General features: G+C 70.2%; 12 protein-coding genes. 5 read left to right on the top strand and 7 right to left on the bottom strand.

Going from position 1 to position 14,416, the window contains the following annotated elements:
• Nucleotides 1-12 precede the first annotated feature (12 nt).
• Nucleotides 13-381: a VOC family protein gene (locus tag AC07AG_RS22335; RefSeq protein ID WP_478756973.1), complete on the top strand. Its 369-nt coding sequence runs from the start codon at nucleotides 13-15 to the stop codon at nucleotides 379-381.
• 13 nt (nucleotides 382-394) lie between these two features.
• A complete protein-coding gene (locus AC07AG_RS22340; RefSeq protein WP_478756975.1) occupies nucleotides 395-790 on the top strand; it encodes a VOC family protein in 396 nt (131 codons plus the stop codon).
• On the opposite strand, the gene AC07AG_RS22345 is transcribed toward AC07AG_RS22340, so the two are convergent.
• Both AC07AG_RS22345 and AC07AG_RS22350 read right to left on the bottom strand, forming a co-directional pair.
• Entirely contained in the window at nucleotides 787-1,902 is a 1,116-nt protein-coding gene (locus AC07AG_RS22345) for a dipeptidase (RefSeq protein WP_478756976.1), read from the bottom strand. The genes AC07AG_RS22340 and AC07AG_RS22345 overlap by 4 nt on opposite strands.
• 164 nt (nucleotides 1,903-2,066) lie before the next feature.
• A complete protein-coding gene (locus AC07AG_RS22350; RefSeq protein WP_478756978.1) occupies nucleotides 2,067-3,398 on the bottom strand; it encodes an LCP family protein in 1,332 nt (443 codons plus the stop codon).
• Between the two features lie 129 nt (nucleotides 3,399-3,527).
• Here AC07AG_RS22350 and AC07AG_RS22355 point away from each other — a divergent pair, with 129 nt between their 5' ends.
• Entirely contained in the window at nucleotides 3,528-4,076 is a 549-nt protein-coding gene (locus AC07AG_RS22355; RefSeq protein ID WP_351163175.1) for an acyl-CoA thioesterase, read from the top strand.
• Nucleotides 4,077-4,119: 43 nt separating this feature from the next.
• On the opposite strand, the gene AC07AG_RS22360 is transcribed toward AC07AG_RS22355, so the two are convergent.
• Nucleotides 4,120-5,607, bottom strand: coding sequence for an LCP family protein (locus AC07AG_RS22360; protein WP_478756981.1), 1,488 nt, complete (start codon nucleotides 5,605-5,607; stop codon nucleotides 4,120-4,122).
• Between the two features lie 162 nt (nucleotides 5,608-5,769).
• On the opposite strand from AC07AG_RS22360, the gene AC07AG_RS22365 reads away from it, so the two are divergent.
• Nucleotides 5,770-6,810 carry a glycosyltransferase family 2 protein gene (locus AC07AG_RS22365; protein ID WP_478756983.1) on the top strand — a complete coding sequence of 347 codons (1,041 nt, stop codon included), beginning with the start codon at nucleotides 5,770-5,772 and terminating at the stop codon, nucleotides 6,808-6,810.
• Nucleotides 6,811-6,872: 62 nt separating this feature from the next.
• Here AC07AG_RS22365 and AC07AG_RS22370 read toward each other — a convergent pair whose 3' ends face one another.
• The 4 genes from AC07AG_RS22370 to AC07AG_RS22385 form a co-directional block, all read right to left on the bottom strand.
• Entirely contained in the window at nucleotides 6,873-8,513 is a 1,641-nt protein-coding gene (locus tag AC07AG_RS22370) for an LCP family protein (RefSeq protein WP_478756985.1), read from the bottom strand.
• An 83-nt stretch (nucleotides 8,514-8,596) separates the two neighbouring features.
• A complete protein-coding gene (locus AC07AG_RS22375) occupies nucleotides 8,597-10,327 on the bottom strand; it encodes an LCP family protein (protein ID WP_478756987.1) in 1,731 nt (576 codons plus the stop codon).
• A 227-nt stretch (nucleotides 10,328-10,554) separates the two neighbouring features.
• A complete protein-coding gene (locus AC07AG_RS22380; RefSeq protein WP_478756989.1) occupies nucleotides 10,555-11,841 on the bottom strand; it encodes an LCP family protein in 1,287 nt (428 codons plus the stop codon).
• A 174-nt stretch (nucleotides 11,842-12,015) separates the two neighbouring features.
• Nucleotides 12,016-12,771 (bottom strand): TIGR03089 family protein, encoded by a 756-nt coding sequence (locus tag AC07AG_RS22385; RefSeq protein ID WP_478756991.1) that lies wholly within the window; start codon nucleotides 12,769-12,771, stop codon nucleotides 12,016-12,018.
• Nucleotides 12,772-12,910: 139 nt separating this feature from the next.
• On the opposite strand from AC07AG_RS22385, the gene AC07AG_RS22390 reads away from it, so the two are divergent.
• A complete protein-coding gene (locus AC07AG_RS22390; protein ID WP_478756992.1) occupies nucleotides 12,911-14,287 on the top strand; it encodes a peptidoglycan recognition protein family protein in 1,377 nt (458 codons plus the stop codon).
• Nucleotides 14,288-14,416 lie beyond the last annotated feature (129 nt).

Raw genomic sequence — 14,416 nt, forward strand, 5'->3', positions numbered from 1 at the left:
GAGGAGAATGTCATGCCCCTCGCCAAACTCGGTTACGTCGTACTCGACTGCCCCGACCCCCTCGCGCTCGCCACCTTCTACGCGGCCGTCATCGGCGGCACTCCCAAGGACGACGGCGACGGCTGGGCCCACCTCGAAGGCCAGGACGGCACGCCGCTCGCGTTCCAGGCCGCGCCCGGCCACGTACCGCCGCAGTGGCCGGCGGCGACGCACTCGCAGCAGTTCCATCTGGACCTGCATCTGCCGCAGGAGGAGCTGGACGCCGTCGAGAAGGAGGTGCTCGCGCTCGGCGCCACCGTGCTCGACGCCGAGGACCGCGAGCGCAGTTTCCGGGTGTACGCCGACCCGGCCGGGCACCCGTTCTGTCTCTGCGTCAGCTGAGGAAGGAGCACGTATGACACCCGTGGCGCGTATGCGCAATGTCGTCCTCGACTGTCCCGATCCCCGTCAACTGGCGGATTTCTACGCCCACTTGCTGGGCGGCACCGTCGAGGCGGACGAGGACGACTGGGTCACCCTGCACACGCCCGGCGGCCTGCGCCTCTGCTTCCAGGAAGCCCCGGGGTTCCGCCCGCCCGACTGGCCGCGGGGGGACGCCGGTTCGCAGCAGATCCACCTCGACCTCGACGTGGGTCCTGCCGTCGAGGACATCGAGCGCGCCCAGGACCGCGTACTGGCCCTGGGCGCCAAACCGCTCGACCTCGACGACGGCGACGGCGAGCGCGACTTCCGCGTGTACGCCGATCCGGCAGGGCATCCCTTCTGCCTCTGCCGGATCGACGAAGGCTAGCCCGCCGCCTGCTGACGCCGCCTCTCCCGCGTCGCCCGTGCCGTGAAGTCGGCCCCGCGCAGCACCCGTTGGGCATTGCCCCACGTCAGGCGCGCGAGGTCGGCCTCAGGCCAGTCGCGGTCGATGAGCTCGGCGACGAGGTGCGGATAGCGCGAGGCGTCGGCCAGGCCGTCGGGGTGCGCGGCCGAGGTGTCGTACATCCCCGAGAGGCCCACGCACTCCGGGCCCGCGAGACGGCGTACGTGCCCGAGGTGGTCCGCCACCTCACGGATCGAGGAACCCGTCTGCTCGGCCGCCAGGGGCACCAGGCACAGGCCCTTGGCGGCGCCGAGCGCGGTGAGCAGGTCGTCCGGGAGGTTCTCAGGGGCGTCCCGCAGCGCGCGGGCCCCCGACCGGGCGAAGAGGACCGGCGCCTTGGAGACGGCGAGCACGCGGTGCGCCGTGGCCTCGGTGGCGCCGGACAGCTCGGCGAGCACCCCGAGCCGGTTCAGCTCGCGCACCACCTCCTCGCCGAACGGGGTCAGACCCTGGGGGCCCGTCCATGACGTACCGGAGAGTGTGAGCGAGCACAGACCGAGGTCGTGCAGCGCGCGCAGCGTGGCGAGCGAGTCGCCGATCGCCTCGGCGCGCGCCGGGCCGATCAGGGTGGCGATGCGGCCGCAGTGGCGGGCGTCGGCCACCTCGGACGCCGTGCGGGCCAGGCGCAGCCCGTCGGAGTGGCCCCCAACGACGCGCTTGACGAGGTCGAGCTGTTCGAGGGTCGCGCCGAGCACGCGGTCACCGGTGATGCTCTCCGGGACGTGCACGGACCAGAACTGCGCCCCCACACCCCCCTCACGCAGCCGCGGCACATCGGCGTCCACGGCGCTGTCGCCGAGCTCCAGGTCGTACCAGGGCAGCCCGCGCAGCGTCCAGGGCAGTCCGCTGTAGCCGTCGGCGACGGGGTGCGTTGCGAGCAGCGCGTGGGCCCGCCCGAGCGGGTCCGGTGCGGGCGCCGGCTCCGGCCGGGGTGGCGCGTCGGATATGGGCGGTGGCTCGGGGGGCCGTACGGAGGGCTGGTCCAGCTCTCCGGCTTCGGCGGTGGTGTTGAGTTCGACCTGCAGGTCTGCCATGGCAGTGCTCCGGACTTCAGGGTGGCAGTCCGGTCAACCGTGACACGCGGGAGCCGCGGCTTCACGGCGGGCGAAGCGTTCGGGGTACGAGGCCGTGGCCGCAGCACGCGAAGGGGCCCCGCCGATCGGCCGACGGGGCCCCTTCGAGGTGTTCAGGAGACGATTCAGCCGCCCGAGACGGTCACCTTCTCGTCGTTGTTCAGCTGGTTCACCATCTGCTTGACCTTGGCCTTGTCCCACAGGAGGTTGCCGCCGGTCGAGCCCGCGAGCGGCATGTTCATGGACTTGCCGTCGCCGCCCGTGACGCCCTTCATCGCCCAGAACATGGACGCCACGTCGAGCAGGCCCATGTCCTTGTCGACGACCAGCGTGTCCAGGCCCGCGCCCATCGTGGGGTAGAGCTTGAAGGGGTTCATGACCGTGCCCGGGGTCGCCGCCTGGTTGGCCAGGGCCGCGAGGAACTTCTGCTGGTTCTTCGTGCGGTCCAGGTCGCTGCCCGGCAGGGCGTAGCGCGTGCGGACGAAGGCCAGGGCCTGCTTGCCGTCGAGGGTCTGCTTGCCCGCCTCGAAGTCGGCGCCGGACTTCTCGTCCTTGAAGCCCTTGGGGATGTCCATCTCGACGCCGCCGACCGCGTCCACGATCTTGGCGAAGCCGCCGAAGCCGATCTCGGCGTAGTGGTCGATCTTCAGGCCGGTGTTGTACTCGACGGTGCGCACGAGCAGCTCGGGGCCGTCCTCCGCGTACGCCGCGTTGAGCTTCGTCTGGCGGCCCTGGTTCGGGTAGAGCTTGCCGGACTCGGCGCCCTTGAAGGAGGGGATCGTCACGTTCGAGTCGCGGGGCAGCGAGATCATCGTGTTCCCGCCGTCGTCCGCGACGTGCAGGATCATCATCGAGTCCGTGCGCTTGCCCTCGGCGGAGCCCGTGTGGAGGTCCTTCTTGTCCTGGTCGGACATACCCTCGCGGCTGTCGGAGCCGACGATCAGGTAGTTCGTGCCCGCGCCGCCCTCGGGGCGCTCGATGACCTTGGAGAGGTCGACCTCGCGCTTGAGCTTGGAGTCGGCCCAGAAATACGTGCCGATCGAGACCGCGAGCAGCACCACGACGAGGGTGATCGAGCCGATCTTGATGCGCCGGCGCCAGTTCGGTGCGGGGCGCGGCGCGCGGGTTCCGTAGCCGTCGTCGCCGCCCTGGCCCGCGCCGTTGCCCTGGCCGTTCGGGGAGCCGTAGACCTGGCCGGTGTTGTAGCCGCTGTCGTAGCCGTCCTGGCGGGAGTTGCGGGGCTCGAACATGTCGTCGCGCGCGTCGCCGTACGGCTGGCCGTACCCGTCGTCGTACGGCTGCTGCTGGGGGACGCCTCCCGCCTGCTGCTGGCCCGGTCGGCCGGACGGGCCGCCGCGCTGGACATGCCGCATCCTGCGGGCGCCCTCAGGCTGCGCGCTCCCGCTGCCACGGCCGTATCCTCGGCCGTTGCCCTGGTCGTCAGGCCAATCGCTCATGTGGCCCAGTGTGCCGTCTCTGCCTATGCGCCTCACAGGGCAGGCGGGATTTCGGTTCAGGGCTGTTGCAGACCTGATGCAAAGCCGCGGGGCGCGGCCGGGACATTCCTCAGACTTAAGGTAGAGCCCATGACAGACCTGGCCCCTGGCACGGAATCGGAGATTCCGGGCAAGCCGACCTCGGCATCCCGCACGACTCTCAGCCACATCATGACCCACGGCGACACCAACCTCCTCGGCACGGTGCACGGCGGCGTGATCATGAAACTGGTGGACGACGCGGCGGGGGCTGTCGCGGGACGGCACTCGGGCGGGCCCGCGGTCACCGCGTCCATGGACGAGATGGCCTTCCTGGAGCCGGTGCGGGTCGGTGACCTCGTCCATGTGAAGGCGCAGGTGAACTGGACCGGGCGCAGCTCCATGGAGGTCGGCGTCCGAGTCCTCGCCGAGCGCTGGAACGAGTCGACGCCCGCGCAGCAGGTGGGCTCGGCGTACCTCGTCTTCGCCGCCGTCGACGCGGACGGCAAGCCGCGGGGCGTGCCGCCGGTGCTTCCGGAGACCGAGCGGGACCGGCGCCGGTATCAGGAGGCGCAGATCCGGCGCACGCACCGCCTCGCGCGCCGCCGGGCCATCAAGGAACTGCGGCAGGCGCGCGCCGCCGAGGGCCTGGACGACTGAGCGCCCGCTCGTTCGTCCCGCCGCCCACCACGGCTCGTCCGCCCTACGACTGGCACACCACCTGGTCGCCCGTCAGCGCCCCGAACTCGCCTTGGTAGGCGTCCTCCGCGCGCACCGGCCTGACCTGCTTGAAGTCCTGGCCCGCGAACACCTTCAGGGTGGCGCCCTGACCCTTCACCGCCCGCATCTGGCTGCCGGGCAGCGCCGTCGCCAGGGACTTCGCCGAGCGGTCCCAGCGCGGGTCGTACGCGACGACCGTGCGCGGCAGCGGCTTGCCCACGAAGTTGCCCGGGGCCCGCGTCGTGCGGAAGCCGGTGGACCGCAGTGCGCTGTCGACCCGCTTGCCCAGGCCCGGAGTGCCCGCGGCGTTGTCGACCTGCACCCGGATCTGCTGCGGCGACACGTCGACGATCGCCTTGCGCTTGGCGCCGTGCGCGGCGAGCGGGCGGTCCTCGCGCAGCGCCTTGAAGAGCTTCGCTGACCTCTGCGGGTCCCACTTCAGCGTCGACCCGATGCCCGGTACAAGGACGCCCTTGCTGCGCAGCGGCACCGTGGTGAACTCCGACGACGACGGCGAGAAGCCGCGCATCGCCCGCCCCAGGGCGAGCATCTCGTTCGTGCCGAAGCCCTTGTCGGCCCGGACCGAGCCGAGCAGCGTCCTGGACACGTCGCGGAACTTCAGCGGGTTGAGCAGCACCCCGCTGCTGGTGGCCTTCGAGATGAGCGCCGCGAGGAACCGCTGCTGGCGCTGCATCCGCCCCAGGTCCGACGTGCCGTCGACGTGCCGTGTGCGGACGTACTGCAGCGCGGCACCGCCGTTCAGCTTGTGCGTGCCGACGGGGAGATTGAGCCCCGTGTAGGAGTCCTTCAGCGGGCGGGCCGTGCAGATCTCGACGCCGCCGAGCACGTCCACGGTCTTCATGAAGCTGGTGAAGTCGACCTCCATGTAGTGGTCGATCTTGACCTTCGTCATGTTCTCGACGGTCCGCACGGTCAGATTGGGGCCGCCCTCCGCGTACGCGGCGTTCATCTTGACCGGGTGCGGCTTGTGCTTGTCCCCGGAGTTCCGGTCGACGTGCTCGGGCATCTCGGCGTAGCTGTCGCGGGGCAGGCTCACGACGCTGGCGCGGTCCCGGTCCTCCGAGAGGTGCACGATCATGATCGTGTCCGTGCAGTGACAGGGCGCTCCGCCGAGGCGGTACTTCTGCTTCTCGGCCTTGGTGATCTTGTCGCGGCCGTCGGTGCCGACGAGCAGCACGTTCATGCCGTTGCCGCCCTTGGGCCGGTTCTTCATGTCCTTGAAGGCGTCGACCCGGCTGATCTCGGTGTCGAGGCTGGTGACCACACCGTGCCCGATCCCGGCCGCCGCGAGCACGGTCACCGAGAACGTGGTCGCCACCCGCATGGCCCAGCGTGGCCGCCTGCGCTGCTTGACCGGCCGCCCCGCGGGCTGCTGCACAGGCTGCCTCGCACGTGGCGGGCGCGGGCCACGCGGCGGCGGGGTGGGGGAGCGGCGGGGCGGTGTGGGCACGTGAAGGGACACCTCCGCGGTGACGGGCCTGTCCGGGACGGGGTAGGGGGACCCGCGATGGGCCGGGGAATGCGAGAACCGTAGGCCCATACGATCTGCGACCCGGGGCAGCAGGCCGGGCGGCGCGCGCCGGTGTCCCCCATTCGCGGTAACGTGGCGCCGATGAACGCGACGCCCGACGTGCAGCTTCCTGCCGTATCCGTGATCATGCCGGTGCTCAACGAGGAACGGCATCTGCGTGCTGCCGTCTCAGCGATCCTTGAGCAGGAGTACGACGGTGAGATGGAGGTCGTCGTCGCGCTCGGTCCCTCCACGGACCGGACGGACGAGATCGCCGCCGAACTGGTCGCCGAGACCGCGGGCCACCGCGCGAAGGTGCAGACCGTCCCGAACCCCACGGGGCGCACGCCCGCGGCCCTGAACGCCGCCATCAAGGCGTCGAGTCACCCGATCGTGGTGCGCGTGGACGGCCACGGCATCCTGTCGCAGGGCTACATCGCGACGGCCGTACGCCTCCTGGAGGAGACCGGCGCGCAGAACGTCGGCGGCATCATGCACGCCGAGGGCGAGAACGACTGGGAGCACGCGGTCGCCGCCGCCATGACGTCGAAGATCGGCGTCGGCAACGCGGCCTTCCACACCGGTGGCGCCGCCCAGCAGGCGGAGACCGTCTACCTCGGTGTCTTCCGCCGCGAGGCCCTCGAACAGCAGGGCGGCTACAACGAAGAGTTCATCCGCGCCCAGGACTGGGAGCTGAACTTCCGCATCCGTGAGGCCGGCGGGCTCATCTGGTTCTCGCCCGAGCTGAAGGTGCAGTACCGCCCGCGGCCGAGCGTGAAGGCGCTCGCCAAGCAGTACAAGGACTACGGCCGCTGGCGGCACGTCGTCGCGCGGTACCACGAGGGCTCCATCAACCTGCGCTACCTCGCCCCGCCGACCGCGGTCTGCGCGATCGCGGCAGGCGTCGTCGTGGGCGCGCTCGTCACGCCCTGGGGCTTCGTCGTCCCCGCCGGCTATGTCGCGGCGATCACCGCGGGCTCGCTGCCCGCGGGCAAGGGGCTCGGGCTGAAGGCGCGCCTGCAGATCCCGGTGGCCCTCGCGACCATGCACATGTCGTGGGGCTGGGGCTTCTTGACCAGCCCGCGCTCGCTCGCCAAGAGGGTCATCGCCTCCCGGCGGCCTGCCGTCCTCAGCGAGGCCTGAGCACAGCCGGACGAGCCCCGGCCCACTTCGCGTGGGCCGGGCTCATCTCCCGTGGGCCGGGCTCACTTCCAGGTGAAGTTCGGATCCACGTGCATGCACGCCTTCTTGTCCGAGCCGTTGAGCGCCTCGGCCGAATCCGGCGTCTTGTCGTCCTGCTTCGACTTGGGAGGGGCGTTCCCCTCCCGCCAGTCGGCACCGACGACCAGGGTGACCCCCGAGACGTCCGTCGACTTCTTCACAGAACTCAGCTTCATGCCAAGGGACTTGGCGACCCGCTGGGCGTCGCCCTCCAGATCGGCGCTGGGGAACTTGACGACGGTCTTCTCCTGCGCGAGGACGGTCGTCGTGTCGGCCGCCGCCTTGGCGAAGCCCTTCCCCGCCAGGATCTGGGTGACCGTGCTCGCGCGCCCGCTGACCGGGGGCTCGACGTCCGTGCGGGTGCCGTTCTGCACCTGCACCGCGATCTCGCCGTCGTCGGCCGCCGGATCGTCCGAGACCTTCTCCTTGGCGGGCTTCTTCTTGCCCTTGCCGTCCAGTGAGATGTCGTCGCGTACGAGGCGGAAGAGCTGCTCGGCGTCGCCCGGCTTGGGGATCACGCGCGCGCCCACGTACTCGAAGGGCATGGTCGTCATCGTGGTCCGCTCCGGCGAGACCTTCTTGAGCTCGTTGCTCAGGTCGAAGAGCGCCTTGACGCTGCCCAGGCCGTCGTCGACCTTGAGCGCGCTGGTGGCCGTCTCGGCGAGCTTGCGCAGCTTGTTGGGGCTGCCCAGATTGGCGTTCTCGCGCAGCTCGCGCACGAGTGCGTTCATGTACATGTGCTGGGCCTTGGCCCGGCTGATGTCGGTGCCGCCGTCGAAGCCGTAGCGGGTGCGCAGCCACTGCAGGGCCTGCTCGCCCTTGACGTACGTGGTGCCCTTCTCGAGCTTCAGGCCGGAGCCGTGGCCCTGGCTGTCGCGCGAGTGGATGTTGGCGTCCACGCAGACCGGTACGCCACCGATGGCGTCGGCCATGGAGACCACACCCGAGAAGTCCACCTCCATGAAGTGGTTGATGCGGATGTTGGTGAGCTTCTCCCAGGTGGCGACCGTGCAGCCGGGGCCGCCGCGGCCGAGCGACTGGTTCGTCATCGTCCGCTGCGTCGACGCCTCGTAGACCTTGCCGTCGTCCGGGTCGGTGCACTTGGGAATGTCGAGCAGCGTGTCGCGCGGCATGCTGATGACCGACATGTTCGTGCGGTCGGCCGACAGGTGCAGGAGCATCTGGACGTCGGCGAGCGGTGTGCCCCCGAACGTCTCCTTGGCGCCGCCGAGCTTCTGGTTCTCCTTGGAGTCCCGCGCGTCCGAACCGATCAGCAGGATGTTCAGCGGGGTCTGGCCCGCCGCGTTCGGCGTGGGCTCCGGGGCCCGGTGGTCGCCGAGGTTCAGGTCGTCGGTCTCCAGGTTGTTGTTCAGGTGCTGGTAGTAGAGATATCCGGCGCCGGCCGTTCCGAGTATCAGCACCGAGAGAATCGTCGCCGACCAGCGGAGTATCCGGCGTCTTGGACGCGGAGTCCGGCCGCCACCACCCCCATGCCTGCGCCTGTGGTGCCCGCTGTCCGCCGAGGGCTCCCCTCCCTCGTGCGGCGGGCCTTCTTCCAAGCCATGATCACTTGCGTGCGGGGCGCGTGGTCGCGCCCCCTCCCCACGCACGCTGCTTTTCCCCATCCCCTGCCCCTCCCCGCGCTCCCCGCGCTACCCCGAATTACGGCCATCCTGCGCCTAGTCAGACGCAGAATGGCCGCTTCAGGTCACTTGGCGCACACAGTCTTGTCCGCTTCGACCTTCTGGATGCCCTCCGGCGCCTTCGACGGGGTACTGATGGGCACCCCGGCCCCCTTGAAGTCGCTGCCGAGCGTCAGCTTGATGGCGGGGAGCCCCTGCGAGTTCTTCTCGCTCTTGCCGGGCTTCATCGCGGAGCCGGAGAGCCCCATGACGTCGGCGAGGCGCCGGGCCTGATCGGCCTGGTCGGGGGCGTACTCCAGCGTCGTCTTCTTGAGGTCGGACGGCGCGTTGCCGAGCTGGCTTGCCTTGGACATGCCCTCAGTGTTCTGCAAGTACGTGAGAGTTGCCTGAGCGGCGCCGGTCTTCCCGCTGCCGTTGTAGATGTTGACCCGCACCTCGGAAGCCTCGGACTTGCTGCCCTTGAGGCGGGCGGCGACCGCGGCCTTCTCCTTCTTCTCCTTCTTCTTCACCGCGGTCAGCGACTCGTCGGCGCGCATCATGGAGAAGAGCTGGTCGGCCTTGGCCTCGTCCGGGACAACCGTCGTGTGGACCTTCTCCGCCGGGTTGTCGATCACGGGCACGGTCGCGAAGCTCAGGTTCTTCATGTCGAGCTTGCCGAGCTCCATGCCCAGGTCACGGAGTTTCATGATGTCCGCGATCGTGGAGTCGACGGTGAGCGCCTCGGTGCCCGCCTCGGCGAGATCTATCATCTTCTTCGGGTTGGTCAGCGTGTCGTTCGACTTGAGCTTGCGCATCAGCGAGCTGAGGAACTGCTGTTGCAGCTCGATCCGGCTCAAGTCGCCGCCGGTGCCCACGGAGTGCCGCGTACGGACGAACGCCAGCGCGTCCTCGCCCTCGATCGTGTGCTTGCCCTTGGGCAGCTTCAGATGCGAGTCCGGGTCGTCGATGTCCTTGGCGAGACAGACGTCCACGCCGCCGACCGCGCTGGAGAGCGTCTTCACGGCGTTGAAGTCGGCCACCATGAAGTGGTCCATCTTTATGCCGGTGATCTCGGTGACCGTACGCATGGTGCAGCTCGGTGTGCGGTCGCTCTGGCCGAGGCTCTCGTTGAAGCGGGCGCCCTGCGTGCCGGGGATGACCTTCTCGCTGCCGTCCTCCTGCTTCGTCGGGCAGTCCGGGATGTCCGTGATCATGTCGCGCGGGATACTCAACGCGGTGGCGTTCGTGCGGTCCTTGGAGACGTGCAGCAGGATCGTCGTGTCGGCGTGGCCGACGCTTCCCTTGTCGCCGTACTTCTCGTTGCCCTTGCCGCTGCGCTTGTCCGTGCCCATCACCAGGATGTTGATGGCGCGGTCCTTGCTGAAGCCGCCGGTTCCGGCACCGTCGGCGTCGACCGAGGTGATGTTGTCGTTGAGGTGCTGGTAGTAGAGATACGCACCCGCGGAGGCCGCGACGACGACGAAGGCGAGCGTGCCGCCCGTCCACATCAGGACCTTCTTGCCCTTGGACTTCCTCGGCTTCTGCTTGCGCCGCCCGCCCGCCGCCTCCGGCTGCGGATTGCGGCGTCTGCGCTGAGGCGGCACCTCGCGCTGTTCGTCACGGGGCTCGTCGCGTCGGCCATCGCGGCCGCGCGCTCCCTGGCGGGTCGAGGACCGCGACGATCTGCGCGGTCCTGGCACTGCCGACTGCCCTGCGGAAGGGCTCAGTCGCAGTTCGTAATCGCCGGTGTTCGGGTTGAGCACCCACTGGTCTGCGGGGTCGATGTTCTCCGCCCGCCCACGGCCTTGCGCGTCCACGGTTAGCTGCGTCCTCCGTCGGGGCCACGCGGCGCCTTTCCCCCCTCAAGAAAGACGCTCGGTCAGTCATCCAGCGGTGCGCAGCCCGGAAGGGCCCGGCGCACCGGATCGCTCACACTATCCGGCCAGTTCGGCGTCGAACGACGCCGGTGACAAATTCCACTCCCCTACAACTGGGCAATACGCCCTATTTCTTTGTGCGGGCGGTCTTGCGCTTGGGGATGGCTTTACTCGCAGGTCGTACCCGCGGCCGTGTTGCCGCGGAATGTGGGAGCGGGGCTTGGCGTATGAGAAGGGTCGTCCGGCTTCTCGTCGCTCTCGGAGCCGTCGTGGTCCTCGGAGTCGTCGTACCCCTCCGCCTGCTCGTCGACGGGCGCGGTTTCGGGCTCCTTGCGCGTCACTTGGAGGGGTGCGTCCGTTCGGAGTCGCGTGAAGAGTTCCTCCGCCGCGGGCTCGACGAGTTCATCCCGATTGGCGTCGTAGACATACGACCGCCGGGGCACGGTGAGGAACTGCACCTGTTCTGTGGGGATGTTGCGCATGCCGCGCACCAGTTCGTACAAACCACGCAAACTCGCCAGCGCGGGGTCCGTGGTCAGCGAAGAAGTGGCCGCGTCGAGAACCGGATAGAGCTTCGCCGGATTGAGCAGGACGTCATTGCTCTGCACCTTGTTGACGAGTGCGGCGAGGAACTGCTGCTGGCGGTCCATCCGGTCGGTGTCGCTGCCGTTGCCGATGCTCTTCCGGGCGCGCACGTAGCCGAGCGCCTGCTCGCCGTTGAGGGTCTGCTTGCCCGCGGCGATCTTCAGATGGGCGTCGGCGTCGTTGATGGGTTCCTTGAGACAGACCTGTACGCCGTCGACGGCGTCGACCATGTCCTTGAACCCGGCGAAGTCCACGACCATGTGGTGGTCGACGCGGATCTTCGTCATCTTCTCGATCGTACGAATGGTGCAGGCCGTCCCGCCGAACTGGAACGCCCAGTTGAACTGCGCGAACTGCGCCCGCGTCCGCGATCCGTCGGACTTTCGGCAGCTGGGGATGTCCACCATCACGTCCCGCGGGATCGACACCGCGGTCGCGCTCTGCCGGTCGGCCGCGAGGTGCAGCAGGATCGTGGTGTCCGAGCGCTGGGTGCCCTTGTCGCGGCCGTACTTCTTGTTGCCCCGGCCCGAGCGGGTGTCGGAGCCGATCAGGAGGATGTTCTGCGCGTCGTGCACCAGCGGTGTGGGGCGCTCCTTCTCGTAGCGCGCCAGCTCCGCGGCGGCGTCGGTGTCCTCGGTGATGTTGCCGTCGAGCTTGTTGTAGACCGCCCAGCCCGCGCCCGCGGCGGCCAGCACGAGCCCGGCAGCCCCCATGGCCGTCCAGCGCAGCCAGCGCCGCCTGCGCCGGGCGACGCCCGCACCCGTGGGGCTGGAGCCCGCGCCGGGTGCGTACGTCGTGGGCGGCTCAGGCGGGGCGCCGTCCGGGTCCGGTCGGTCCGGTCCGGCGGGCGTGCCTGCGGTGTCGGACACGTGTACGGCCACCCCTCATAGCGACGTCGGTGCATGGTGCGCTCCTACGACCATGGACCGGCGTGACGCCGGGGGCCTGCGGGCCAGGGGCTCGTGTGGGCCGAACGGGGGACGGCGAGGGGCGGCGGGGGAGCGGCGGGGGAGCGGCGGGGAGGGCCGACCGGGGACGGGCGGCTACTTGGCGGTGGCGGTGACCCGCTCGTCCTCGACGCGCTTGGCGAGGCCGTCGTCGGCGAGCTGGTCCAGGTTGCGGCAGAGCACCACGGAGCCGCCCGCCGCCAGCGGGGCGTACAGGCCGGAGCTCAGGCCCTCCCAGGTGTCGTACGACAGCCCCGAGAGCAGCCGGGAGCCGGGCGCGAGCCCCAGTGCCCCGGCATCGGCGCGGGCCCGCTCCACCAGCTCGGCACCCGTCAGCTCACCGGCGCCGCCGACGGCGAGCGCGGGCTCGTCCGGGTCCACGGGAGCGTACGGAGCGAAACGGTCGCCCTGGCTCGGCACCTCGACCGCGTAGTCCGCGAAGCCCTCGGGGGCCTGCGGGAAGCGCCCGCCGAGCGGCCGGAGCGCGAGCGCGACCCGCTCCCCGGAGCAGGCCCGCGCCGCGTCGAGCGAGTCGGGCCCGCTGACGACGAGGTCTCCGCCGGCCGGATCGCCGCCCACGTCGGCGACGACACCGACGGACGAACAGGCGAGCAGCCAGACCGCCGTCTGCCAGTGCGCGGGAAGCAGCAGCGCGAGCCGGTCGCCGGGCTGTGCGGCGAGATCGTCCTGGAGCAGGTTGGCGGTCTTGGCCACCCAATTGGCGAAGGTGGCCACGGACAATTCGACGCGCTCGCCCGTGGCGTCGTCGTAGAAGGTGATCAGCGGGCGGCCCGGGTCCGCGGCGAGCGCGGATCGCAGCAGGTCGGCAGGGGTGCGGTCGGTGGCGTTCACGGGCGCAAGGGTACGCGGGTGCCCTTGCGCCCCCCGGGCGTGGCGGGGGAGTGCGGGCCACCGGTTCGGCGGACATGAACCGACGGTCCGTCAATTCCCCAATGGACAGAATTGTCCGTCTATGCCAACTATCAATCGTATGCGTGGATTTCTAGCTTCCTCGATCGGCGTCACGTGCGCGGCCGCCCTGGCCCTTCCCCTCACCCTGCCGTCGTCCGGCGCCCGCGCCGCGACCCCGGACGCTCAGCCGCCGGCCGGGCGATCCGCGGCATCGGTCCCGGGCAGCACACAGTCACTCCCGCTCACCCCACTCGGCTCCGACCGCTCCGTCGGCGGCGGCGCGTCCAGCGAACAGGGCCTGCTCCAGCGCGATGTCCGGCCCTTCTCCCTCGTCGGCGTCATCTGGGACGACCCGGACGACGAACTGCTCGGCAGCGTCCAGGTCCGCACGCGGGCCAGCGGCACCGGCAGCTGGTCCGACTGGCAGCCCGTGGAGACCCACAACCACGAGCACGCGGCCGACCCGGACGACCCGGAGCGCGCCACGGGCAAGGTCCGCGGCTCCACGGCGCCGCTGTGGGTCGGCGACTCGGACGGCGTCGAGATCCGCGTACGAGGAGAGGCGCCGCAGCACCGCGCGAGCGCGGGATCTCCCGCGGGGCAGGCCCTTCCGGCGGGCCTGCGTCTCGAACTCGTCGACCCCGGCGCCGAGCCGCCCCCGCAGGGCTCCGTGCCCGAAGGCCCCCGCACCACGGCCCTGACCGCCGAGACCGCGGCCTCCTCCGCGGTCAACGCCGACCTCGCCCCGATGGGCGCGTCCGCCATCCCCGCGCTCAGCAGGAAGGAGACGCAGGACGACCTGATCGCGGCCCGCGGCGGCCCGGAGGACTCCGTGGGGAAGGCGAGGCCCTACGTGGGCCCCCGGCCGCGCATCATCACGCGCAAGGGCTGGGGCGCGGACGAGAAGCTCCGCGAGAAGAACTTCGGGTACACCAAGTCCGTGAAGGCCGCCTTCGTGCACCACAGCGCGTCCGGCAACAACTACCGCTGCTCACAGGCGGGCTCCGTGCTGCGCAGCATCTACCGCTACCACGTCAAGAGCAGCGGCTGGCGTGACTTCGGCTACAACTTCGCGGTCGACAAGTGCGGAAACATCTACGAAGGACGTGCCGGAGGTGTGGCCAAGCCCGTCCTCGGGGCCCACACTCTCGGTTTCAACACCAACAGCATGGGCATCGCCGTCCTCGGCAGCTTCGGCTACTCCGAACCGCCCGCGGCCGCCGTGAACGCCATCGCCCGGCTGACCGCCTGGAAGCTCGGCCTGTACGGCGCGAACCCGCGAGGAATGACATATCTGAAGTCCGGGGGTGGCAATCTGTACAGGAAGGGCAAGAACGTCCGGCTCCATGTGATCTCCGGGCACCGTGACGGTTTCGCCACGGAATGCCCCGGCAGCCGCCTGTACAAGAAGCTGGGCAAGGCCCGGTCCACCTCGGCCCGCTTCCAGGGCCGCTGAGGGGGGCCGCTGAGGCGGCGCCGCACCGGGCCTCTGAGACGGGGCGGCACCGGGCCTCTGAGGCGGGGCCGCACCGCACGACCCGTACCACACGGCACACCGCACGACCCGCAAAGCGCACTGCACGAT

The sequence above is a fragment of the Streptomyces sp. NPDC044044 genome, from assembly GCF_056434405.1.